Source organism: Arthrobacter bambusae (genome assembly GCF_022606295.1).
Classification (GTDB): domain Bacteria; phylum Actinomycetota; class Actinomycetes; order Actinomycetales; family Micrococcaceae; genus Arthrobacter; species Arthrobacter bambusae_A.
Genome location: NZ_JAHHZS010000010.1, coordinates 55,223 through 75,254, shown reverse-complemented (window position 1 = coordinate 75,254; position 20,032 = coordinate 55,223). Strand labels below are relative to the sequence as shown.

Genomic DNA, 20,032 nt, shown 5'->3' with positions numbered 1-20,032 from the left:
GGAGGCACACCCGAGCGGGGCGGCTCCCATGGCCTTGATCCTTCGTTTTCCCCTGGTAGCGTCCACGCTCCTCGCTGGATTGTGCGTTGGGGTATTGCTGGGCCTCGGTCAAATGCCTGCCGCACAGGCAACAGCGACTATTTATGCACTGGCTGTGGCCACGTACCGGGCCGTGTCCATGATCAGGGATCTCTTCCGGGGACGGTGGGGCATCGACCTGCTGGCGGTGACGGCCATCGTCAGCACCCTCGTGGTGGGGGAATATATTGCGGCCCTCATCATCGTCCTCATGCTCACCGGAGGAGACGCCCTGGAGGAATTTGCCCACGGACGGGCTACGCACGAACTGAAAGCCCTCCTTGAGCGGGCTCCGCGGATCGCGCACCGCGAGACCCCGGGCAACCCTGTGGAAGAGGTTCCCGTGAGGAGCATCCGTTCCGGAGACACGCTGTTGGTCAAACCGTCCGAAATCGTCCCGGTAGACGGTCTGTTGCTCTCCCCCGCCGGGACTTTCGATGAATCCTCCCTGACTGGCGAAAGCCTGCCGGTCGAGCACGGCAAGGGCGACGCCCTCATGAGCGGATCGGTCAACGGCGAAGAAGCCGTTCGCATGGTCGCGAGCGCCACTGCCGCAGACTCCCAGTACGGCCGAATCGTGGCCCTGGTCCAAGAGGCTGCGGCGAGCCGCGCACCGACAGTCAGGCTTGCGGACCGTTACGCCGTGCCATTTACGCTGTTTGCGTTCCTGCTGGCCGGAATCGCGTGGTACGTCAGTCAGGATCCAGAACGATTCGCCCAGGTGTTGGTCGTTGCGACACCGTGTCCCCTATTGATCGCGGCCCCTGTAGCATTCCTTGCGGGCACCAGCCGCGCAGCCCGCTCGGGGATCATTATCAAGAATGCAGGTACCCTCGAACAACTTGCCCGAGTCCGGACTGCAGTCTTTGACAAGACCGGAACCCTCACGCACGGCCGCCCCGCCCTGCAGGCGATACGGGTCGCCCCGACCGCCGCAGAAGGGACCTCTCCCGGGCGAATACTCCAACTCGCAGCGTCCGCTGAACAGTCTTCCTCCCATGTGCTGGCGGCCTCCGTGATTGATGCCGCGCGATCCTGCGGCCTGCTCCTGCTCCCCGTCAGCAGCGCCAATGAACACGCGACGCAAGGTGTCACGGCTGTCTGTGGGGACCAGACTGTGGTGGTTGGGAAAGCTGGCTTCGTTGGCTCGGCCACGACCGGCTTCGAACAAGCAGACGTGGCCAGCGGGCAACTTCGGATCTATGTCGGAGTGGACAAGCGCTTCGCCGGAACGCTGATCATGAGCGACCCTCTGCGGGAAAACGCGGTAGCCACCCTGGCCCAGCTGCGACGCCTCGGCGTGCGCGAAACCTTGCTCCTGACCGGTGACACTCTTTCCACCGCGTCACATATTGCGGCCGAAGCCGGGATAACGCGGGTCTTGGCCGATTGCCTGCCTGCCGACAAGGTGGCTGCCGTCGCTGAGTTGAACCATCGCCCCGTCATGATGGTCGGTGACGGCGTCAACGATGCACCTGTCCTGGCCGCGTCCGACGTGGGAGTAGCAATGGGTGCCAAGGGAGCCACCGCAGCCAGCGAATCAGCCGACGTCGTCATCATGCTCGATGACTTATCCAAAGTGGCAGATGCCGTGGACATCGGCCGGCGCACCATCCACATCGCCCGAACCAGCATCTGGACAGGAATTCTCCTCAGCGCGGGGTTGATGGCAGCTGCAGCATTCGGCTTCGTCCCGGCAGTGGCCGGCGCTCTCCTCCAGGAACTGGTGGATCTCGCGGCAATCCTGAATGCGCTCCGGGCCCTGGGACGCAGCCGAACGCCGGGCGCCTATTCGCCAGAGCCTGTTCTCCTACCCCTCCCGTCTCCGAAAATTAGACCGTGACTTTCGGCCCTAGCCTGCCGGTCGCCCGCCAGACAGGGTGGAGCAATGAACACAGAACCATCGTCGAATCGGATCATTGTGGGCGTGGACGGCTCCGAGTACTCGTCGGCAGCCTTGCGATGGGCAGGACGGATGACTGAGCGCCTGGACTTGCCGCTGGAAGCTATTACTTGTGTCGGCATGCCGGATCTCTTTTTCTCCTCGCGTATGGAGCAAGGGATCAGCAAATTCTCAAGCGAATTGGAAGAATCCGCCAGGCAACTGGTAGAACAAGCGCTTGACCGGGCTTTCGACGCGGATAGACCAGAGAACCTCAGCATCACAGTCAAGTTCGGGGCACCGGCCAAGGTCCTTGTCGAGGAGAGCAAGAACGCCCAGCTCCTCGTCATTGGCCGCCACGGAGAGGGCGGGTTCCTGGATCAGGCAATCGGTTCGGTAAGCCGGGCATGCGCGGCGCACTCACAATGCCCCGTGCTGCTGGTGGACCAAGAGGTCGACAACACCTGAGTCCAGTGTCGCTCGTTTCCGACCCCTCCCGGGTTGAGGACAGGAATCTGCTGACCCGGCTATGGGGAAAAGTCATGGCTGAGCGGTGGGCGGGCGGAACTCGGAACCTCTTTATCCGCCTCCCTGTGATAATGGTCGGCACGATCTCCACGAAGACCCGTTTTCCGGTGAGGTAGGTCCTTTCGGTCATTCAGAAATTTGTGAAAACTACGTACGTATATGGCATGGACACCGTCAAGGATCCGCGGGCGCAGTCGGTCCCCGGTCACGGCGGCGTCACGAGCGTCGCTAACGGGACTTCCGGCCCTGCCGGGCTGGACCAAACGAGCAGAGGATGGTGCGTAAAGCACCCGGAACGCGGGAGCCACATTTCATGGAGGCGGACAAAGTCATGAAAAAACCAATCGTTGTCGGCGTCGTTGACACCCAGGCGAGCCGGGCCGCGCTGGCTTGGGCAATGAACCGGGCGGCACGACGGAAACTCCCGGTGCTGCTCGTTCACGCCGTCGACAGTCGATGGCTCGACGAATCAGCCCATTCCAGCGAGGTGATCAAGGCCGCAGCAAACGAACTGCTGAGCAAAACCGCAGCATATGCAGGCGAATTGGAGCCATCGGTCCAGGTAAAAACCGTGCTGTTCCCCGGCAGCCCCGGGCAGGCACTCAGGAAGCAATCCAAAGGAGCCTCGATGGTAGTCATCGGAACCGGGCACAACTGGCCCGGAGGACCCGTCGCTGACAGGGCACTGCAGATCGCCGCCGTCGCCCAGGGCCCTGTCGCAGTAGTCGGGGAACAGAACATGACAGAGCGCCGCGGCATCGTGGTCGGCGCTGACGGTTCCGAAGAATCAACGCAAGCAGTTTCCTTCGCCGCCGCCGAAGCGGACAGGGACAACCAGGACCTGACAGTAGTTCACGCCGTCCCCGCGCCGCCGCTCATCCACCGAGCCATGCCAGCGGCCGACGTCGCCGAGGACATCCTGGAAGAAGAACGAATCGTCCTCGCCGAAACCGTCGCCGGTCTGGCCGAAAACTACCCCGACCTGATTGTCCACCAGGTTCTGGTATCCAACAACGAACCGGCAGAAGCACTCACGGAAGCCGCAGCCAACGCCACCATGCTGGTACTGGGAAGCCGGGGAAGAGGCAGCTTCAAACGCCTCCTCATGGGATCGACCGCCCACACCGTACTCAGATCCCTGCCCTGCCCAACCGTCATTACCCGCGTACGACGGGCGAAACTCACAGGTTAAAGCGAATCAACGGCGGACGGAGGGCAACGCGGTATGGTCACAGGTATCTACGTCAGTGCTGTCACACCGGAGTCCGGAAAATCGTTGGTGAGTCTTGGGCTGGCCGACACCCTGCACCGGCATGCAGATAGGGTCGGCTTCTTTCGACCGATCGTGGAAGGCCCCGACGCCGGCCACGATCCCATGATTCTCCTGATTCGGGAAATGTATGGGCTCAATCCATCCCTTTGCCTGGGTGGAATCACACTCCCCGTGGCGCTTGGCTTGTTGGGCGCCGGACGAGGTGACGAGATATTCGGGGACGCCGTCGTGGCGTACGGCCAGATCGCGAAGCAGTGTGATGTGGTGATCGTCGAGGGTTCAGGCCTCAGGGGCCACGACGCGGCCGCTGAATTCGACCTGAATGCCAGGCTTGCCAACAATCTGGGATTGCCAGTGCTGGCGGTGGTCGGCGCAAAGGGGCTGTCTTCCGAAGAAACTGCCGATGCCGTCGATGTGGCGCGCAAGGAGCTTGCTTCCATGCATTGCTCCCTTCTATCCGTCATGGTCAACCGGGCCGACGCCAGCACGGTCGGCGACATCCATGCCGCATTGCGGCCGGGAGTCAGCAGACGTCCTGTCTACGTCATTCCGGAAATAGCAGAGATATCGCGGCCGACGGTGGGAGACATTTCGGCCGCGCTTCGCTTGAGCCACGCGGGCGGCAGCACAGAGCTTGACCGCGACGTCGGCCGGGTCACCGTGGCCGCAATGACCGTAGGCAATTTCCTGAGTGGGCTCGGTACGGGGGACCTGGTGATTGTTCCCGGAGACCGGGCAGATGTGATGGTTGCTTGTTTGGCGTCTGCCTTGTCGCCCCAATTCCCCACCCCGAGTGCCATGATCCTGACCGAGGGGTTGGACGCGGATGCCCATGTCCGTCCACTGCTCAACCATGCACCGTTTCCGGTATTCACCAGCGAAGAAGGTACGTACACCGCGGCCCATTTGACCGCGGGCGTGCGCAGCGAAATACACGCCGGCCAGCACCGCAAGGTGGCGGCCGCACTCGGCGCATGGGCGCGCTGCGTTGACGAGCGGGAAGTTCTGGAAAGATTGTCCTTGCCAAGGCCAACCACCGTCACGCCTTTGCGCTTTCTGCACGAACTCATCGAGCGTGCCCGGGTACAGAAGCGGCGGATCGTCCTCACGGAGGGAGAAGACGCCAGGGTGCTCCGCGCCGCTGAGCTCCTGCACCGGAGGGATGTCTGTGAACTGATCATCCTGGGGAACAAGGCCGCCGTCGATGGGTTGGCCGCAGCTCAGGGGATCGACCTTGACGGGCTGGTTGTTGTGGATCCGGCAACGTCGAACTTGCGCGAGCGTTATGCAGCGGAATACCAACGGCTACGGGCGCACAAGGGAATGGTCTTGGCGCGGGCGCGGGAAATCATGCTGGAGGGAGCCTATTTTGGCACCATGATGGTTCAACTGGGCGAAGCGGACGGGATGGTTTCCGGAGCGTCCCACACCACGGCGAATACCATCCGTCCGGCCCTGGAGTTCGTGAAGACCCGGGATGGTGTGCGCACGGTGTCATCGGTGTTCTTCATGCTCTTCCCCGACCGCGTCCTCGTGTATGGCGACTGTGCCGTCATCCCTGAGCCGACGGAGTGGCAGCTTGCCGATATCGCGATTGCATCCGCAGACACCGCCGCGCAGTTCGGCGTGGAGCCCAGGGTCGCCATGCTGTCCTACTCCACTGGAGGTTCGGGCACAGGCGGTGCGGTGGACAAGGTGCGCCGCGCGACCGCTTTGGTCAAGGCGGCCCGGCCGGAGCTTCCCGTTGAGGGCCCAATCCAATATGACGCCGCCGTGGATGCCGCAATTGCCAATTTCAAATTGCCCTCGTCCACCGTTGCCGGCCAAGCGACGGTGTTCATCTTCCCCGACCTGAATACCGGCAACAACACGTACAAGGCTGTTGAGCAGTCGTCGGGGGCGGTCGCGGTCGGGCCCATCCTGCAAGGCCTCCGCAAGCCGATAAACGATCTCTCCAGGGGTTCAACGGTGGAAGACATCATCAACACTGTTGCCATCACTGCCGTACAGTCCCAAGTTGCCGCCCCCCTGGCACGAGACCAGGCTTGACGCAGCCTGTCAACGCGACGGGGCACTGCCTACGCGCACGCTCGTCCGGCCACGGTGAGGGCTACCCTTCCTCAGGCGGGGTGACCGTTCCTGCAGTGTCGCCGCCGTCGATGACGAACTCGGCTCCGGTGACGAACGAAGACTCATTCGAAGCCAGGTACAGGACGAGGTCCGCGACTTCCCCCGGATGACCCATCCGGCTGAGCGCCACGTGGCTCATGTCCATTGGCATGTCGGCCGCCATCGGGGTGGAGATGACTCCGGGATGGACAGAGTTCACCCTGATGCCGTGGCGCCCCAGATCCAGCGCGGCGCTCTTGGTCAGTCCGCGCACGCCGAACTTCGAGGCAGTGTACCCGGGGATCTGCTCATAACCCCGGATCCCGGCAATCGAGGAAATGTTGATGATCGAGCCGCCCTTGGACTGCCGCAGGGCCGGGATCGCGGCCTTGATTCCTTTGAACGTGCCGGTCAGGTTGACGCCGATGACGTTGTCCCACTGCTCCAGGGTGTAGTCCTCGATGGAGGCGAAGTTCACGATCCCGGCATTGTTCACCAGGATATTCAGGCCTCCGAAGGTTTCGACGGCGGCGCTCACCGCTGCCTCCCAGTCCTGCGGGCTGGTCACGTCGAGATGGACGTAGAGCGCGCTCGAGCCCATGCGCTCCGCGGTTTCCTTTCCCTCTTCGTCCAGGATGTCGCCGATGACAACTTTTGCACCTTCACCGTGCAGCCGGGAGGCCACAGCGGCTCCAATACCGCGTGCGCCTCCGCTGACCAGCGCAACCTTGTCGATGACCCGTTCCATGTGATGCTCCTTCAGTGTGACGGCGAGGACTCCAAGCAAGCTCAGGCTCGACTCTTGATCGCTTTGATCTAAGACTGGGCCCGCGCATCGGTCCTCGACAGGGCCGAAAGTCACAGGCCCGTCACCAGAATCAATCCGCTGCGGCAGTGACTTCCTTCTCCAGGCGTTCGACGTCGTGCCGGTGGCACAGTTCCGTAGCGGGGGTCATCGCGGCCGCGCTTCCCGCCGCGACAGCCGAGCTGAAGGCCGCCTCAACAGGGTGCCCCTGCGCCAACCGCAGCACGAACGCTCCAAGGAAACTGTCACCGGCTCCGACGGTGCTGAGCACCTGCACTGGCGGCGCCTGCAAACGGGTTACGCCCTTTTTGGAAGCCAGCACGGCTCCGGCGTCGCCAAGGGTCAGCGCAACATATTCCGCACATCCGTCGGCAACGAGTGCCAAGGCGGCATCGACCTGGCTTTCTTCACTCTGAAGCAGTGCTCCGAAGTGTTCGCCCAGCTCGCGCCGACTGGGTTTGACGAGAAAGACACCCTCGGCAAGCGCTTTGGAGAGGGCCGGCCCCGAGCTGTCCACAACGCATCGTGCATCGCCTTTCCGCACGACGCGGGCAATCCGGGCATAGAAGTCCTCCGGAACTCCGGGCGGCAAGCTGCCGCTGGCCACCACGTATCCGCCAACCGGAACTGACCGGGCAACGACTTCCAGGCAGGTGCCCCATTCCCCTTCGCTGAGCTCCGCGCCTTGGAGTACGAAACGGAATTGGTTCCCGGTCGAATCCTCATCCACGGTGAAGTTCTGTCGGGTGTCCCCCTGGACCGGTATGACCACCGAAGGGATCCGCTCAGCTTCTATCAGCCGCCGGTATGCTTCCCCGGTGGGTCCGCCTGCACTGTATACAGCCAGAACATTGCCCCCGAGCCGTTGGATTACCCTGGCAACATTGATGCCCCCGCCACCGGGGTCGAGGCGGCTGCCGCCGCACCGGAGCTTATGACCGCTGTAGACCCGCTCAGTCGAAGTGCTGACGTCCAGTGCTGGGTTCACCGTGAGGGTAAGAATCGGCTTCGCACGCGTTGGCTGGGGGGCTTCCATAAGAGCAAGCATAGGAGCAGCGATTCCTTACAGGGGCGAACCAGGTTTTGCGATTCGGGCAATAATCTGATCCGTCCAAGCGTCAATGGCAGACCAATCCCGCAGGTCCCCGAAACGGCCGCCGGCGAGCCGGAACATGAATCGGAGCGGCGCCGGCATCTGCGTGGCCCTGTAGACACCGGAGAAGACCTTGTGTCCGCGCAGCGGGACTCTCTCGGACAGGACTCTTCCGAGCCGCTCCTGTTGTATCGCTGCACCGCGCTTACGAAACGGCTTTGGCAACGCGTCGGCCATCCCGACGCTGAAGGCCCAGACGGGTCGCTTGGCCAACTCAAGTTCATGGCGTGAGAGGAACAGCAAAGCCGGAGGCAGCCATGCCTGGTTGTGGATGGCGCTGCCGACCACAATGCCCTCATAGCGGGAGACGAACACCACCTCCTCCACGGACCGGCATTCGACGTCGCCGAGCGCAACCTCCATGTGACTGTGACAGGTTTGGATGGCCCCGGTAGGACGGATATATCCGGCCCGACTTCATGACTCGCCGGGCACCTTGTGACGGTTATTCGTGGCCCCACCTTCAACGTTGGATTCATCAATGGATGGATGCGGCAGAAGGCTGGTCTGGATGGAGTCGAGAGTGGAGTTGTTCGCACAGATCCGAAGAGACGCCCGGGTTGAGGGCCTGTCGGTTCGTGCACTGGCAGGCCGGCATGGGGTTCACCGAAGGACGGTGAGGCAGGCCCTGGAGTCCGCGGCCCCTCCGGAACGCAAACCACGGCGAGGGGTCTCCTGGCGGCTAGAGCCGTTCAAACCCGCGATCGATGCCATGCTGGTCGAGGACACCACAGCGCCGCGGAAGCAACGCCATACGGCTCGGAGGATTCTTGCCCGGCTCATCGAGGAGCATGGTGCCCAGGGGCTGTCGTATTCGACGGTGCGTGATTACGTGCGGGTCCGTCGGGCGCAGATCGATGTCGAAGCCGGTCGCCGGGTTGAAGTGTTCGTTCCGCAGGAACACGCCCCCGGCGCGGAGGCAGAAGTGGACTTCGGCGAAGTCTGGATCATGCTGAACGGGGTGAAGACGAAGTGTCACATGTTCATCTTCCGGTTGTCCCATTCCGGCAAGGCCATCCACCGGATTTACCCCACCCAGGCCCAGGAAGCGTTTCTGGAAGGCCATATCGAGGCGTTCAACGAGATCGGCGGGGTGCCGGTTAAACACATCCGCTGTGACAACCTCACCAGCGCCGTCCGGGCTGTGGTGTTCGGGCAGGGCCGGAAACGAACGGAGAACGACCGGTGGGTGTTGTTCCGCTCGTTCTACGGTTTTGATCCTTTCTACTGCCAGCCAGGTATTGCCGGGGCTCACGAGAAAGGCGGAGTCGAGGGCGAGGTGGGCTGGTTCCGCCGCAACCGGCTTACCCCGATGCCCGTCGCGAGATCCCTGGAGGAGCTCAACCACCGGATCCGGGCCTGGGAGGTCCAAGACGATCAGCGGCGGATCAATGACCGGATCCGCACCATCGGCCAGGACCTCGCCGCCGAGCGCCCGTTCCTGGCACCGTTGCCGGCCGAAGAGTTCGATCCCGGTCTGGTGCTGAACCCGAGGGTGGACCGGTCATCGATGATCACGGTGCGGATGGTGAAGTACTCCGTGCCCGCGCGGTTCATAGGCAGAAGAGTCCGGGTGTCCTTGCGGGCATCGGAGCTTGTAGTGTTCGACGGCCGCGCGGTGGCGGCCCGGCATCAGCGGATCATTGCCAAGGGCGCACAGTCGGTCCAGCTGGACCATTACCTGGAGGTCCTCAAAACCAAGCCCGGCGCTTTGCCTGGCTCCACCGCGTTGGCCCGGGCACGGGAGTCCGGTGCTTTCACCAGCGCCCATGAAGCCTTCTGGGCCGCCTCGCGCCGGGTCAATGGCGACGCCGAGGGAACCCGTGAACTGATCGACATCTTGCTGCTCCACCGTTCCATGGACGGAGCAGACATCGAGGCAGGGATCACCGCGGCATTGGGAGTGGGCGCGGTCAGCGCCGACGTCGTCGCTGTCGAAGCCCGCAGACACGCTACAAACGTTTCGGCGGGTGAGGGCGGTTCGGACCGTCATCACGGTGCTCATGACGAGGTAAATGTGCAACGGGTTGTCAGTCTCACCCAGCGGCGGCTCATGGACCCCGCCGCTGTTATTGCGGGGCTCCCGGAGGACGCTCGCCCTCTTCCTTCGGTGAGTGTTTATGACGAGCTGCTCGCCAAACGCAACAAACACCCGGACAACGCGTCGAAGGAGAACATCTCATGAGCCCCACCGCCCCTGCCGTCACCATCACCCCGACACTGCGCCGTCGCCGCGGCCTGACCGAACAAGCCGCGGTCGCGGCCGTGGACCAGGCCTGCCGTCGGCTGCGCCTGCCCACCGTCAGGGCGGTCCTGGACGAAGCCCTCACCGTCGCAGGGAAGGAACAACTCTCCTACCAGGGTTTCCTGGCCGAACTGCTGCTTGCCGAGTGCGACGACCGGGACCGGCGCTCCTCCATCCGCAGGGTCAAAGCAGCAAACTTTCCAAGGAACAAATGGCTCGGAGACTTCGATTTCGATGCCAACCCGAACATCAACCCCGCCACCATCCACACCCTCGCAACCGGGGACTGGATCCGCAAAGGCTCACCCCTGTGCCTGATCGGGGACTCCGGAACGGGCAAAACCCACCTGCTCATCGGGCTAGGCACCGCGGCCGCGGAACAGGGCTACCGGGTCAAATACACCCTCGCCACGAGGCTCGTGAACGAACTCGTTGAAGCCGCCGACGATAAAGTCCTGGCCAAAACCATCGCCCGCTACGGCCGCGTGGACCTGCTCTGTATCGACGAATTGGGCTATATGGAACTGGACCGCCGCGGCGCCGAACTCCTCTTCCAAGTCCTCACCGAACGCGAAGAAAAGAACTCCATCGCCATCGCCTCCAACGAGTCCTTCTCCGGCTGGACCAAAACCTTCACCGACCCGCGCCTCTGCGCCGCAATAGTGGACCGATTGACCTTTAACGGCGCCATCATCGAAACCGGCACCGACTCCTACCGGCTCGCCCACACCATCGCTCAACAGGCCGCCAGCTAATCGGGGTGCGGCCAATGTGGCCGTTGCCGCCAGAGGCCCTGCAGCGTAGATTCACAGCATGCCCGGGCTGCTGACCCGGTACCAAGCTGGATTGGGCTCTGTCCCATGGGGGTCGGTTAGTATGTCCGAAATTAATGAGAGCCTCGAACGTGCACGGGCAGCGGTGAGATTCGCCCTATCGCATCCGCCCAGCCGGCTGTTCGCGGTCTATACGCAGGAAGACGAGGCACGGCCAACAGAGCGTTTTGCCGGGCTGTTGCGCTTGTATCCGACGCTGGAACCGCTTCTTCCGAGAGACGGGAAGGAAGTTGTGTGCTCGCGTGAAGGTCTGGAACGGTTGGACGAGGCAATCAGAAACCGGTCTTATCCCGCCGGCGACGTTGATGACTTTTCACGTGACGTTGCGCTCTACTACGCGGACACAGTCCTGGCAGCATTCCCTGGTGCATTCTGGATCGTTGAACCAGGAAGACTCCCTAGGGTTCAAGTTCCGGGCGGGCATTACATTGACATGTTTCAAATTGCGGCCGACCGGATCCACGCCGCCGAGCCATTTCTCTGCAAAACCTATGACAGGGTTATTCAGATGCCGGAAGCCGGAGGCGGGTCCGCAAAGAACCCGGCCCCCGGCTCTGGAACTTAGTTGCCGCAGGCCCAGAAATACGTACCGTCGTACGCGGCAGCCGTGTACCTCGTACCCCCGGAGTACAACTCACCGGTAGTGCTTCCCGAGAAACCGCTGTTGTTTCCGGTTGTGCACGTGAAGGTAGCAGCCGACGTCAAGGAACTGACGTAATAGGCTGCGTTGCTGCCCTCGCCGACTTGGTCCCACCAACCCCAATATGTGTCGTACTTGTTCAGGATGGAATCCATCCCGATGTAGTAGACACTGTAAGTGCACGAGGTGAGCGCTGAGTGCACAGCGCTGCTGTAAGTGTTCGAGTGGTAATCGAAGTAAGTGATCACGTAAAGGCCGCACCCGCTGGGAAAAGCCATGGGTGTCACCGACCCAGCCTTCTTACCTGCAGCCTTCGCCGGGGCTGGTTCGTAGGCGACTTTTTGTTCGCCAACGATCTTGCCGCCGTTGACACGAATTTCTTCCTTCACTTTGGCCAGGTGAGCGTCGAAATCTGCCTTGACTTTCGGTGACGACGCTTCAATCGGAAGTGGAGGAGCAGGCATGTAGCTCCCCGGATCAGCCGTCGTGGGGGCCGCGTTTGCACCTCCAATGCCCAACAATGCACTGAAAACAAGGCCGACCGCCATTGATAATGACATGATTCTTGCTCGTTGAGAGACCTTATTCACAACAATCCTTCCCCAGTCTGATCTTGACCATTCGTCAAAAGACCAACCAACGCAAGAAGGCGTGATGTGCTTCGAAATCCAGCCCCCAAACGGAAATCGGTCACATCGAAGGCCGCTCCCAAAACCTCAAGTCCAAGCGACTATTCGGGAGGGCACAAAGACGTGCTCTGATTCTGCAAGTGGCAGCAACGGAAGTCAACGGAAATCTCGGACCGATTGTCGGCCGGTCGATTCATCAGATTCGCGAGGGACAGCCATGGAGGCGGGACAAACGCAGTCCGCGGGGTGGGGCCAGAAATACCCGTCCTACCGGGGCCAAGAATACTTGACACAATCACTCCATGCGTGAAGCAACACGTTGAGCTACTTCCCGGGTGGACCCCAGGGCACTTGCGTAGGCAACAAGGTAGGTCATGCTCCAAGACTGGGCCTGATGATGGGCCCCTGCCAGAGCCAAAAGTCATCGGCCTATTGCCGACGCCCTCCCGGTCCTCCGAATGCCAAGGCTTCAGCCCGCCATGGCGTCCGGTGCGAGCAGGAGGAACTTCCGGAGCTCCCCGGCGGCCAAGAGGACCCTCTCGGAACCGACCCGGATGCAGACACCGGCCGCGTCTCCGGGTGCAGCCGAGACAGTCAACGTGCTGTGGTCGAGGCTGACTTCAAGCAACTGGTCCCGATATCGGACACGAAAGGACACCGCTCGTATCCCATTGGGCATCTTCGGGGAGAAAACGAGGGCATCCCTGGTGATCCTCAACCCGGCGAAGCTGCGCTGGATAACGTCGATCGTCCCCGCCATGGCGCCAAGGTGGATCCCTGTGTGTGTGGTGCCTCCCTGGGTGTCGTCAAGGTCAGCCGTGAGCGCTTCCCTGAAGGTGCTCCAGGCTCGGTCCGGGTCCATTGCAGCCAGCACCGAGGCATGGGCCACACGGCTGAGGGTGGAACCGTGGGCAGTGCGCGCGAGGTAGTACTCGACCGTCGCCGCGAGCTGATCCGTACTCACTGAGTAGCCCATCCGGGCGAGGAACAGCATGAGTTCCTGCTCCCCCAGCAGGTACAGGAGCATCAGCACGTCGGCCTGCTTGGCCAGCCGATACCGGTTCGTGCTGTCTCCTTCTGCTTCCAGGATCAAATCGAGGCGTTCGATATTCTTGTACTTGGACCGGTAATGTTCCCAGTCGAGCTCCTGCAAGTCTTCGTAACCGTCGAACTGGCTGATGATCCCTTCAGCGTCGAACGGCACGAATATCCTCTTGCTGACGTGGAGCCAGGTTTCCACCTCGGACGAGTCCACCGACAGACGCCCGCGAAGCTCCTCAAGGTCGTGTCCGTGAAGCATCGTCATGATCTCGTGGGCCTGTTCACAGACCCACGCGGCCATGACATTTGTGTAGGCATTGTCGTTCAATCCCCCGCCAGGGTCGTCCGGGTAGCCCGTATGGTACTCATCAGGACCCATGACTCCGCGAAGATGGAAGCGGTCCTGCTCGCCGTCGTATTCGGCCATGGAGGCGACGAGCCGCGCCACTTCCACAACCAGCTCGGCGCCACGATGCAACAGCCAGGCCCGGTCCTGCGTGGCCAGAAAGTACTGCCATGCATTGAACGCCACGGCCAGGCCGGCATGCCGCTGAAGATGGGAGTAGTCCGGTACCCAGCGGCCGGATCGCCGGCTGAAAAGCCAACGCGGAGTCTCCTCCCTGCCGTCACTGCCGCTTTGCCACGGGAACAGGGCACCCCGGAACCCCGCTGCGGCAGCCGCTTCCCGGGCGGCTGGCAGCCGCCGCCAGCGGTAGTCGATGAGAGAGCGGGTAACAGAGGGCAACCGTGAGGTAAGCAAGGGCAGAACGAAGAGCTCGTCCCAGAAGATGTGCCCGCGGTAACCTTCCCCATGCAGCCCGCGGGCTGGCACACCGGCATCCAGCTCCGCCGTGTGCGGGCTAAGAGTCTGCAATACGTGGAAGACGTGGAGGTTCAGGATCAGTTGGACCTGGAGGTTCCCGTCAATGGTGACGACGAACAAATGCAGCAATCTTCCCCACACGGCCTCGTGCTCGGCGAGCATCACGTCGAAGCCCTGCCCGGCGGCACTCAGCACGACCCTCGCACCAGACGCCGGGGAGGAGACGGCACGGTCGCGCGAGCTCACAATTGCCGCCGTCTTGAACACCGTAAGCGGCATTCCGTCAGTCAGCGCAACCTCAAACGAACGATAGTACATTCCGGCTTGCTGACTGGGCGTTCCGTTGCCTTCCAGCCCGGAAACCCGGGTACGTAGCGCGGTCGCGATCCTGATATGGCTTTGGATCGTCTCTACCTCGACCACCGGTATCGGTTCCCCTGGCCCAGACCCCTTCAGGACGAGCAGGTGATGGTGGGAAAGGAGCGCGTCCTCCGGGACATTTTCGTTGGACACGCCTGTGTCCACTCCGCTCCGGATACCCACGGACCCGCCCCAGCCCCTCGGTGTAATGGTTGTCTCCAGCGCCATCAGGTGAGGTTGGGCCATCGAGACGAACCGGCGCTGAACCAGTTCCAGCCGCCTCCCGTCAGTTGCTTCCAAGAGAACTTCCCGCCGTAGGGTGGCACGAAGCAGGTCAAGCACCCGCCGCTCCCGGCGGATCTTCAGGCCTCCCCGGGACCACCAGTCGGTCCCATCCAGCCGGACATCCAGGACAAGCCAGTTGGGAAGATTGACCATATGTTCGTCTTCGCTCGCCTGGCCTTGGATGGTACTCACCAACCTGTTGTAGACACCGGCGAGGTACGTGCCCGGATAGTGGACCTCGCTCCCCCGGCTCTCCGGGGCAGCTCCGCGTACGGCCACGTACCCGTTGCCGAGCGTGGTCAAAGCTTCCCGGTGGCCCTCGTGGGCCGGATCATAGCCTTCATATACCAAGCGCCACGGGTCGGTGAGAACCCGTCCCAGATCCAGCTCGCTCACGTCATCAAGCACGACGTCGGCACCCGCCGCCTCCAGCGCCGACCTCCTGGCGTGCGTCCTGTCTATACCGACGACGAGCCCGAATCCCCCTTGATGCGCAGCCTCCACGCCGGCAACGGCATCTTCAATGACGACGGCGCGGGCAGGCGCGATTCCCAGCCGGTGAACGACTTCAAGGAACAATGCCGGGTCAGGTTTGCCCGCAAGCCCCAACTCGCCGGCAACAGCACCATCGATGACCAGGTCGAAAGCATTCGATAACCCGGCGGCGGCGAGGACAGCGGACGCGTTCCGGCTGGACGTTGCAAGAACCACGGGCACCCGTCCTGAGCGCAGCCTTTCAAGAAGAGCAACGGTCCCCGGAAAGACCGCCACACCCTCGTTTCCAAGCCGCTCACTGAACAACTGGTTCTTGCGCTCAGCAAGGCCGTGGACCGACCATGCGGCAGCGGGGTCCGAGACGTCACCCGCCGGCAGTTCGATCCCACGGGACGCCAGGAAAGCTACTATTCCGTCCTCCCGCGGCCTGCCGTCGACATAGTTCTGGTAGTCAATGCCGCTGAAAGGCTCCTTCCGTATCTCTGGCGGAATACGGTCATCCTTCAATACCTCGTTGAAGAGGTCCCGCCAAGCTGCCTCGTGCACGGAGGCCGTGTCTGTGACGACGCCATCAAGATCAAAGATCACGACGTCAAAAGGCGACAAGGCGGCAGCGGCGGTTGGTGACTCCGTCATGACCCATCCCTACCAACCATCGGTCTTTGCAGCCGGTGGTAGTGGTCCCGGGGAGGGATTTTGCTCAGCGAACGACGAGTACAGCACACGGGGCGTGGTTGATAACCTGAGTCGAGACCGAACCGAGGTGCAGACCCGGAAACCCGCCGTGCCCACGGGACCCGACGATGATTAGTTCCGCGTCCTTGGCGGCGTCGAGTATGGCTGACGCCGCTGAATCATTGTGGACGACATGCCCAGTGGCAGCTATGCCCTTATCGGCGGCTGTCCTCAATGCGTCAGCCTGCAGCGTCCCTGCAAGTCGTTCGGGGGAATCTTCGGCCACGATCTCGCCGACGGCTGTTTCCAACACCGCCGGGTACCAGGACATCGGCGGCTTGCCCCACGCTGTGACCAGGCGGAGTTCGCCGTCGCGCAGGCCGGCCTCGTCTAGGGCCCACTTCAGCGCGTTCCGGGAAGGTGCGGAACCGTCAAAACCAACCACAATCACGAATGATCCTGTACCGGCCATCTCATTATCCTTTCGCTTCCCCACTGGGTCCGGACGGGTTGCCGCGGCTGGCGGCCACGTTATTCCGGTTGCACGTCGAGCTGGTTGTGGACCGCGGTCACATGCGGTGAGGACCACGCAGCTTTTCCTGCCGTTTTCCGTTCGTTCCAGTTCGCGACCCTCCCGGTGAGGGTCACTTCGGTCCCATCCACTTCGACGAGTATCTTTTCTGCGTCGAGCGCCGCTTGGCGGGCAATGGCGTTCTTCACCCGGGTTTTGGTGTCGAAGGCCGAGGCCCGCTCTTTGAGGGTGATGAGGTTCCGGACTGACTTGACCCCTCGAAGGTGTTCAACGGCGTGGGATGCCGCTTCACGCTCATAGTTCCAGTCGACAATTCCTGTCAGGGTAATGATGTGGTTGCTGACTTCTGCCGTTATCGACCCAAGGGTCTGCACGGAGTTTGCTTGAAGCGCGCTCTGCGCAGCTTCGGCAATGTCGGTGTCAGTGACCGGTCCGCCGAGGTAGTGGACCGTCAGATCATCCGCGAGAGCTGTAACCCCGCGGACCCGCAAGGCTGCCTTCTTTGCTGCCAGACGGACGGAATAGCTAGGGACCTCACCTGTCAGGGTCACGACTCCTGAAGTGACCGCGACGCCGATGTGGGAGGCATCTACCTCGGGCGTCCAGTCGAGCTCGTTCAAGACCGCTTGCTGTAGGTCATGATCGGTGCGGGGGGAACTGGTGGACATGGTCATGGTCGCTCCTTGGCGTTTCGTCTGGGCGGTAGATTTGCCACGAGCCGGGCCTCGGCTGTTGCAATGCGCGGGACTGTGCGGAGGAAGCTGTCCGGGTTGAGTGAGATTGAATCAATTCCTTCACCAACGAGGAACTCAGCGAACTCCGGAAAGTTACTGGGAGCTTGCCCGCATATTCCTATCCTGATGCCGGACGCGTGGGCCTTGCGGATGACGTCCCTGATCATCGTCATCACGGCCTCGTTCCGTTCGTCAAAGAGTGCAGCTAGTTGGGCGGAGTCACGATCAACGCCCAGGACCAGCTGGGTCAAGTCGTTGGAACCTATGGAGAAACCGTCGAACCGGCGGGCAAACTGTTCAGCCAGGATGACGTTGGACGGGATCTCGCACATCATGTAGACCTGAAGCCCGTCTTTTCCCCGTACCAGGCCATTCTCGGCCATCACGGCCAAGACCCGGTCTGCTTCATCTACGGTCCGGCAGAACGGCACCATCACCATGACGTTCATGAACCCGCAATGTGCGCGAAGCCTCTTGATTGCCCTGCACTCAAGATCGAATCCCGGGCGGTACTGCGGATGATAATAGCGGGACGCGCCCCGCAAGCCGATCATGGGATTCGCCTCCGTTTGCTCGAATACAGACCCTCCCATCAAATGCGCATATTCGTTCGTCTTGAAATCGCTCAACCTCACGATGACCGGAGCCGGATGGAATGGCGCGGCAAGCTTGGCAAGACCGAGGGCAAGGGTGTCCACGAAATACTCGGCTGGGTTGTCATAGCCGTTCGCCAGCTCGGTGATCGCGCGGCGTTCCCCGGCATCGGTGATCCGCTCAGGGAATACTGACGCCATCGGGTGGAGCCGGACCATGTCGTTGATGACAAATTCCATTCGAGCCAGTCCGATGCCCCGTGCTGGCAAGCGCCACCATTTGAACGCCGCGGCGGGGCTCGCGATCGTCAGCATGACGTCGGTTCGTGTTGGTGGAAGAGTGCCGAGGTCGATTTCCTCGGTTGCGCTGGCCAGGATCCCGTCATAGACATGCCCAGTGTCCCCGTCGGCGCACGACACAGTGACGGATTGCCCATCCTCGATGACGGAAGTCGCGTCGGAAGTCCCGACGACGGCAGTGATACCGAGTTCGCGGCTCACAATAGCTGCATGGCTCGTGGCCCCGCCACGGTCTGTAATGATGGCCCGCGCCCGTTTCATGACCGGCATCCAGTCAGGATCGGTTTGCTCCGTGACGAGCACGGAGCCGTCGATGAACCGCTCGATGTCAGAGGCTTGCTTGATCACACAAGCTGGCCCCGAGGAGATGGAGTCCCCGATGGCGGCGCCTTCCACCAGAAGGCTCCCCTGTTGGGTCAGGCGATGTGTGACCAGCATTGTGCTGCTCTTGCGGGCCTGGACGGTCTCCGGCCTGGCCTGGACGATGAATAGTTCGCCGGATTCTCCGTCCTTGGCCCATTCCATGTCCATCGGACGTCCGTAGTGGTTCTCAATCTGCACTGCCCACCGCCCAAGCTGGACGATGTCCTGGTCTTGCAGGACAAACGCCTTTTGTTCGGATTCACTGTTGTCCACGAGGACCGTTCCGCCGTCGTTGCCGGGCCTGTAGACCAACTTCCGCAGCTTGGCGCCTTTGGTCTTCTCGATGATCGGTGAGTAGTCGGGGAACGCGAGCAACGGCTTGAACACGCCGTATTTGTCGGGATTGACTGAACCTTGGACTACTGTCTCGCCGAGTCCCCAGTTCGCGCTGATCACCGCTACGCGTGGAAAGCCGGTTTCCGTATCGAGCGAGAACATGACTCCTGAAGCCCCGATGTCGGACCGGACCATCAGCTGAACGCCCACGGAAAGCGCCACGCCGGACTCTCCAAAATTCATCAGCTCGCGGTACGTTATGGCGCGATCGGTGAACAACGACGCATAGCAGCGCAGGCAAGCATCGAGCAACCCCTGCTCGCCCCTGATGTTAAGGTAGGTTTCCTGCTGCCCGGCGAAACTCGCATCGGGAAGGTCTTCCGCCGTCGCGCTGCTTCTGACTGCGACTGCAGGGTCCTTACGGCCGGTGCGTGCAGCCAGCTCGCGGTACTTTGCCCGGATACCTTCTTCAAGTTCAGGAGGAATCTTTCCACCAAGAACCATGGATCGCATCGCCGCGCCGGCACTTCTCAGGCTCAGCTTCCCCGCTTGAAAATCCGAGGCGGCCTCGGACAGCCTGGGCCCCAATTGGTTCCATGCCAGAAAGCTCCGAAATGCGGCAGCTGTCGTCGCGAATCCGTCGGGGACCCGTACTCCCTCGCCGGCCAAGGCGTGGATCAGTTCGCCCGACGAGGCATTCTTTCCCCCGACTTCTGACACATCCGTGGCCCTGACGTCCTGTAGCCAGACCACGCTGCGTGCATCCACAACCGTACCCCTGGCCGGGTTCATTCGATTCCGGCGCGGGTGGTGTCGTCGAGGGGCGACATCCACCTCATGGGCGGAGTCAGCGTGAATCTCCTGCCTGTTACCGACTCGGGCACAATTCTGATCAGAATGTCCTTCCCGACGCCCTGCCACGGGAACAAAGCACGCCTTACCGAATCGAGTGCTTGCCCTGCCCCGGTCTCCCGCTGGGCCTTTCCTTTAATCACAACACTCCACGCCATGCCGAATTCGGCGCTCACGCTGTCAGCTTCCAATGCGACTGCGGCATCGGCGTCAAGGGCTTCCTGCTTGGTTCCGGACCCGGTCCGGAATAGCAGGGATTCGTTGTCCACTTGGTAGTTCACTGGGAAGACATCCGGATGCCCGTCCACGACAAGTGCCAGACGTCCAACCGACGTTTCCGCAAGCAGCCTCCAACACTCCGGGGGCTCAAGGACTTCTGCTGCTGGGATATTGTCTTTGTTTGTCATGCTGCCCATGCTAGGGATCCGGTCCAACGCGAAACAGGGCACAAGGACCCCCTTCATCCCA

16 protein-coding genes are annotated in these 20,032 nt (G+C 62.0%); 7 read left to right on the top strand and 9 right to left on the bottom strand.

Annotated features, from left to right (window positions below; genetic code table 11):
* Nucleotides 1-28 precede the first annotated feature (28 nt).
* The 4 genes from KNN17_RS09035 to pta all read left to right on the top strand — a co-directional run bounded on the left by KNN17_RS09035 (nt 29) and on the right by pta (nt 5,810).
* Nucleotides 29-1,921 (top strand): heavy metal translocating P-type ATPase, encoded by a 1,893-nt coding sequence (locus KNN17_RS09035; RefSeq protein WP_241708408.1) that lies wholly within the window; start codon nt 29-31, stop codon nt 1,919-1,921.
* Between the two features lie 45 nt (nt 1,922-1,966).
* Entirely contained in the window at nt 1,967-2,428 is a 462-nt protein-coding gene (locus tag KNN17_RS09030) for a universal stress protein (RefSeq protein WP_241708407.1), read from the top strand.
* Between the two features lie 391 nt (nt 2,429-2,819).
* A complete protein-coding gene (locus KNN17_RS09025) occupies nt 2,820-3,680 on the top strand; it encodes a universal stress protein (RefSeq protein WP_241708406.1) in 861 nt (286 codons plus the stop codon).
* Between the two features lie 33 nt (nt 3,681-3,713).
* Nucleotides 3,714-5,810 carry a phosphate acetyltransferase gene (pta, locus tag KNN17_RS09020; RefSeq protein WP_241708405.1) on the top strand — a complete coding sequence of 699 codons (2,097 nt, stop codon included), beginning with the start codon at nt 3,714-3,716 and terminating at the stop codon, nt 5,808-5,810.
* Nucleotides 5,811-5,871: 61 nt separating this feature from the next.
* Here the strand turns inward: pta and KNN17_RS09015 are convergent, their stop codons facing one another.
* The 3 genes from KNN17_RS09015 to KNN17_RS09005 all read right to left on the bottom strand — a co-directional run bounded on the left by KNN17_RS09015 (nt 5,872) and on the right by KNN17_RS09005 (nt 8,191).
* Entirely contained in the window at nt 5,872-6,618 is a 747-nt protein-coding gene (locus KNN17_RS09015) for a glucose 1-dehydrogenase (protein ID WP_241708404.1), read from the bottom strand.
* A gap of 130 nt (nt 6,619-6,748) precedes the next feature.
* Entirely contained in the window at nt 6,749-7,723 is a 975-nt protein-coding gene (locus KNN17_RS09010; RefSeq protein WP_241708403.1) for a 1-phosphofructokinase family hexose kinase, read from the bottom strand.
* 15 nt (nt 7,724-7,738) lie between these two features.
* Entirely contained in the window at nt 7,739-8,191 is a 453-nt protein-coding gene (locus tag KNN17_RS09005) for a flavodoxin domain-containing protein (protein WP_241708402.1), read from the bottom strand.
* A gap of 148 nt (nt 8,192-8,339) precedes the next feature.
* On the opposite strand from KNN17_RS09005, the gene istA reads away from it, so the two are divergent.
* From istA to KNN17_RS08990, 3 genes are all read left to right on the top strand, one after another.
* A complete protein-coding gene (gene istA / locus KNN17_RS09000) occupies nt 8,340-10,013 on the top strand; it encodes an IS21 family transposase (RefSeq protein WP_241708401.1) in 1,674 nt (557 codons plus the stop codon).
* Nucleotides 10,010-10,828 (top strand): IS21-like element helper ATPase IstB, encoded by an 819-nt coding sequence (gene istB / locus KNN17_RS08995; protein ID WP_241708400.1) that lies wholly within the window; start codon nt 10,010-10,012, stop codon nt 10,826-10,828. Before istA ends, istB begins: the two co-directional genes overlap by 4 nt.
* Before the next feature lie 121 nt (nt 10,829-10,949).
* Nucleotides 10,950-11,471 (top strand): hypothetical protein, encoded by a 522-nt coding sequence (locus KNN17_RS08990; protein WP_241708399.1) that lies wholly within the window; start codon nt 10,950-10,952, stop codon nt 11,469-11,471.
* On the opposite strand, the gene KNN17_RS08985 is transcribed toward KNN17_RS08990, so the two are convergent.
* The 6 genes from KNN17_RS08985 to KNN17_RS08960 form a co-directional block, all read right to left on the bottom strand.
* Entirely contained in the window at nt 11,468-12,010 is a 543-nt protein-coding gene (locus KNN17_RS08985) for a hypothetical protein (protein ID WP_234750377.1), read from the bottom strand. The genes KNN17_RS08990 and KNN17_RS08985 overlap by 4 nt on opposite strands.
* 634 nt (nt 12,011-12,644) lie before the next feature.
* Nucleotides 12,645-15,815, bottom strand: coding sequence for an HAD-IA family hydrolase (locus KNN17_RS08980; RefSeq protein ID WP_241708398.1), 3,171 nt, complete (start codon nt 15,813-15,815; stop codon nt 12,645-12,647).
* A 64-nt stretch (nt 15,816-15,879) separates the two neighbouring features.
* Nucleotides 15,880-16,326 carry a universal stress protein gene (locus KNN17_RS08975; RefSeq protein WP_241708397.1) on the bottom strand — a complete coding sequence of 149 codons (447 nt, stop codon included), beginning with the start codon at nt 16,324-16,326 and terminating at the stop codon, nt 15,880-15,882.
* Nucleotides 16,327-16,385: 59 nt separating this feature from the next.
* Entirely contained in the window at nt 16,386-17,060 is a 675-nt protein-coding gene (locus KNN17_RS08970) for a BON domain-containing protein (protein WP_241708396.1), read from the bottom strand.
* On the bottom strand, nt 17,057-19,504 hold the full coding sequence (gene ppsA / locus KNN17_RS08965; RefSeq protein ID WP_241708395.1) for a phosphoenolpyruvate synthase: 2,448 nt from the start codon (nt 19,502-19,504) through the stop codon (nt 17,057-17,059). Before ppsA ends, KNN17_RS08970 begins: the two co-directional genes overlap by 4 nt.
* Nucleotides 19,501-19,971 (bottom strand): pyridoxamine 5'-phosphate oxidase family protein, encoded by a 471-nt coding sequence (locus tag KNN17_RS08960; protein ID WP_241708394.1) that lies wholly within the window; start codon nt 19,969-19,971, stop codon nt 19,501-19,503. The genes ppsA and KNN17_RS08960 overlap by 4 nt, the downstream gene beginning before the upstream one ends.
* Nucleotides 19,972-20,032 lie beyond the last annotated feature (61 nt).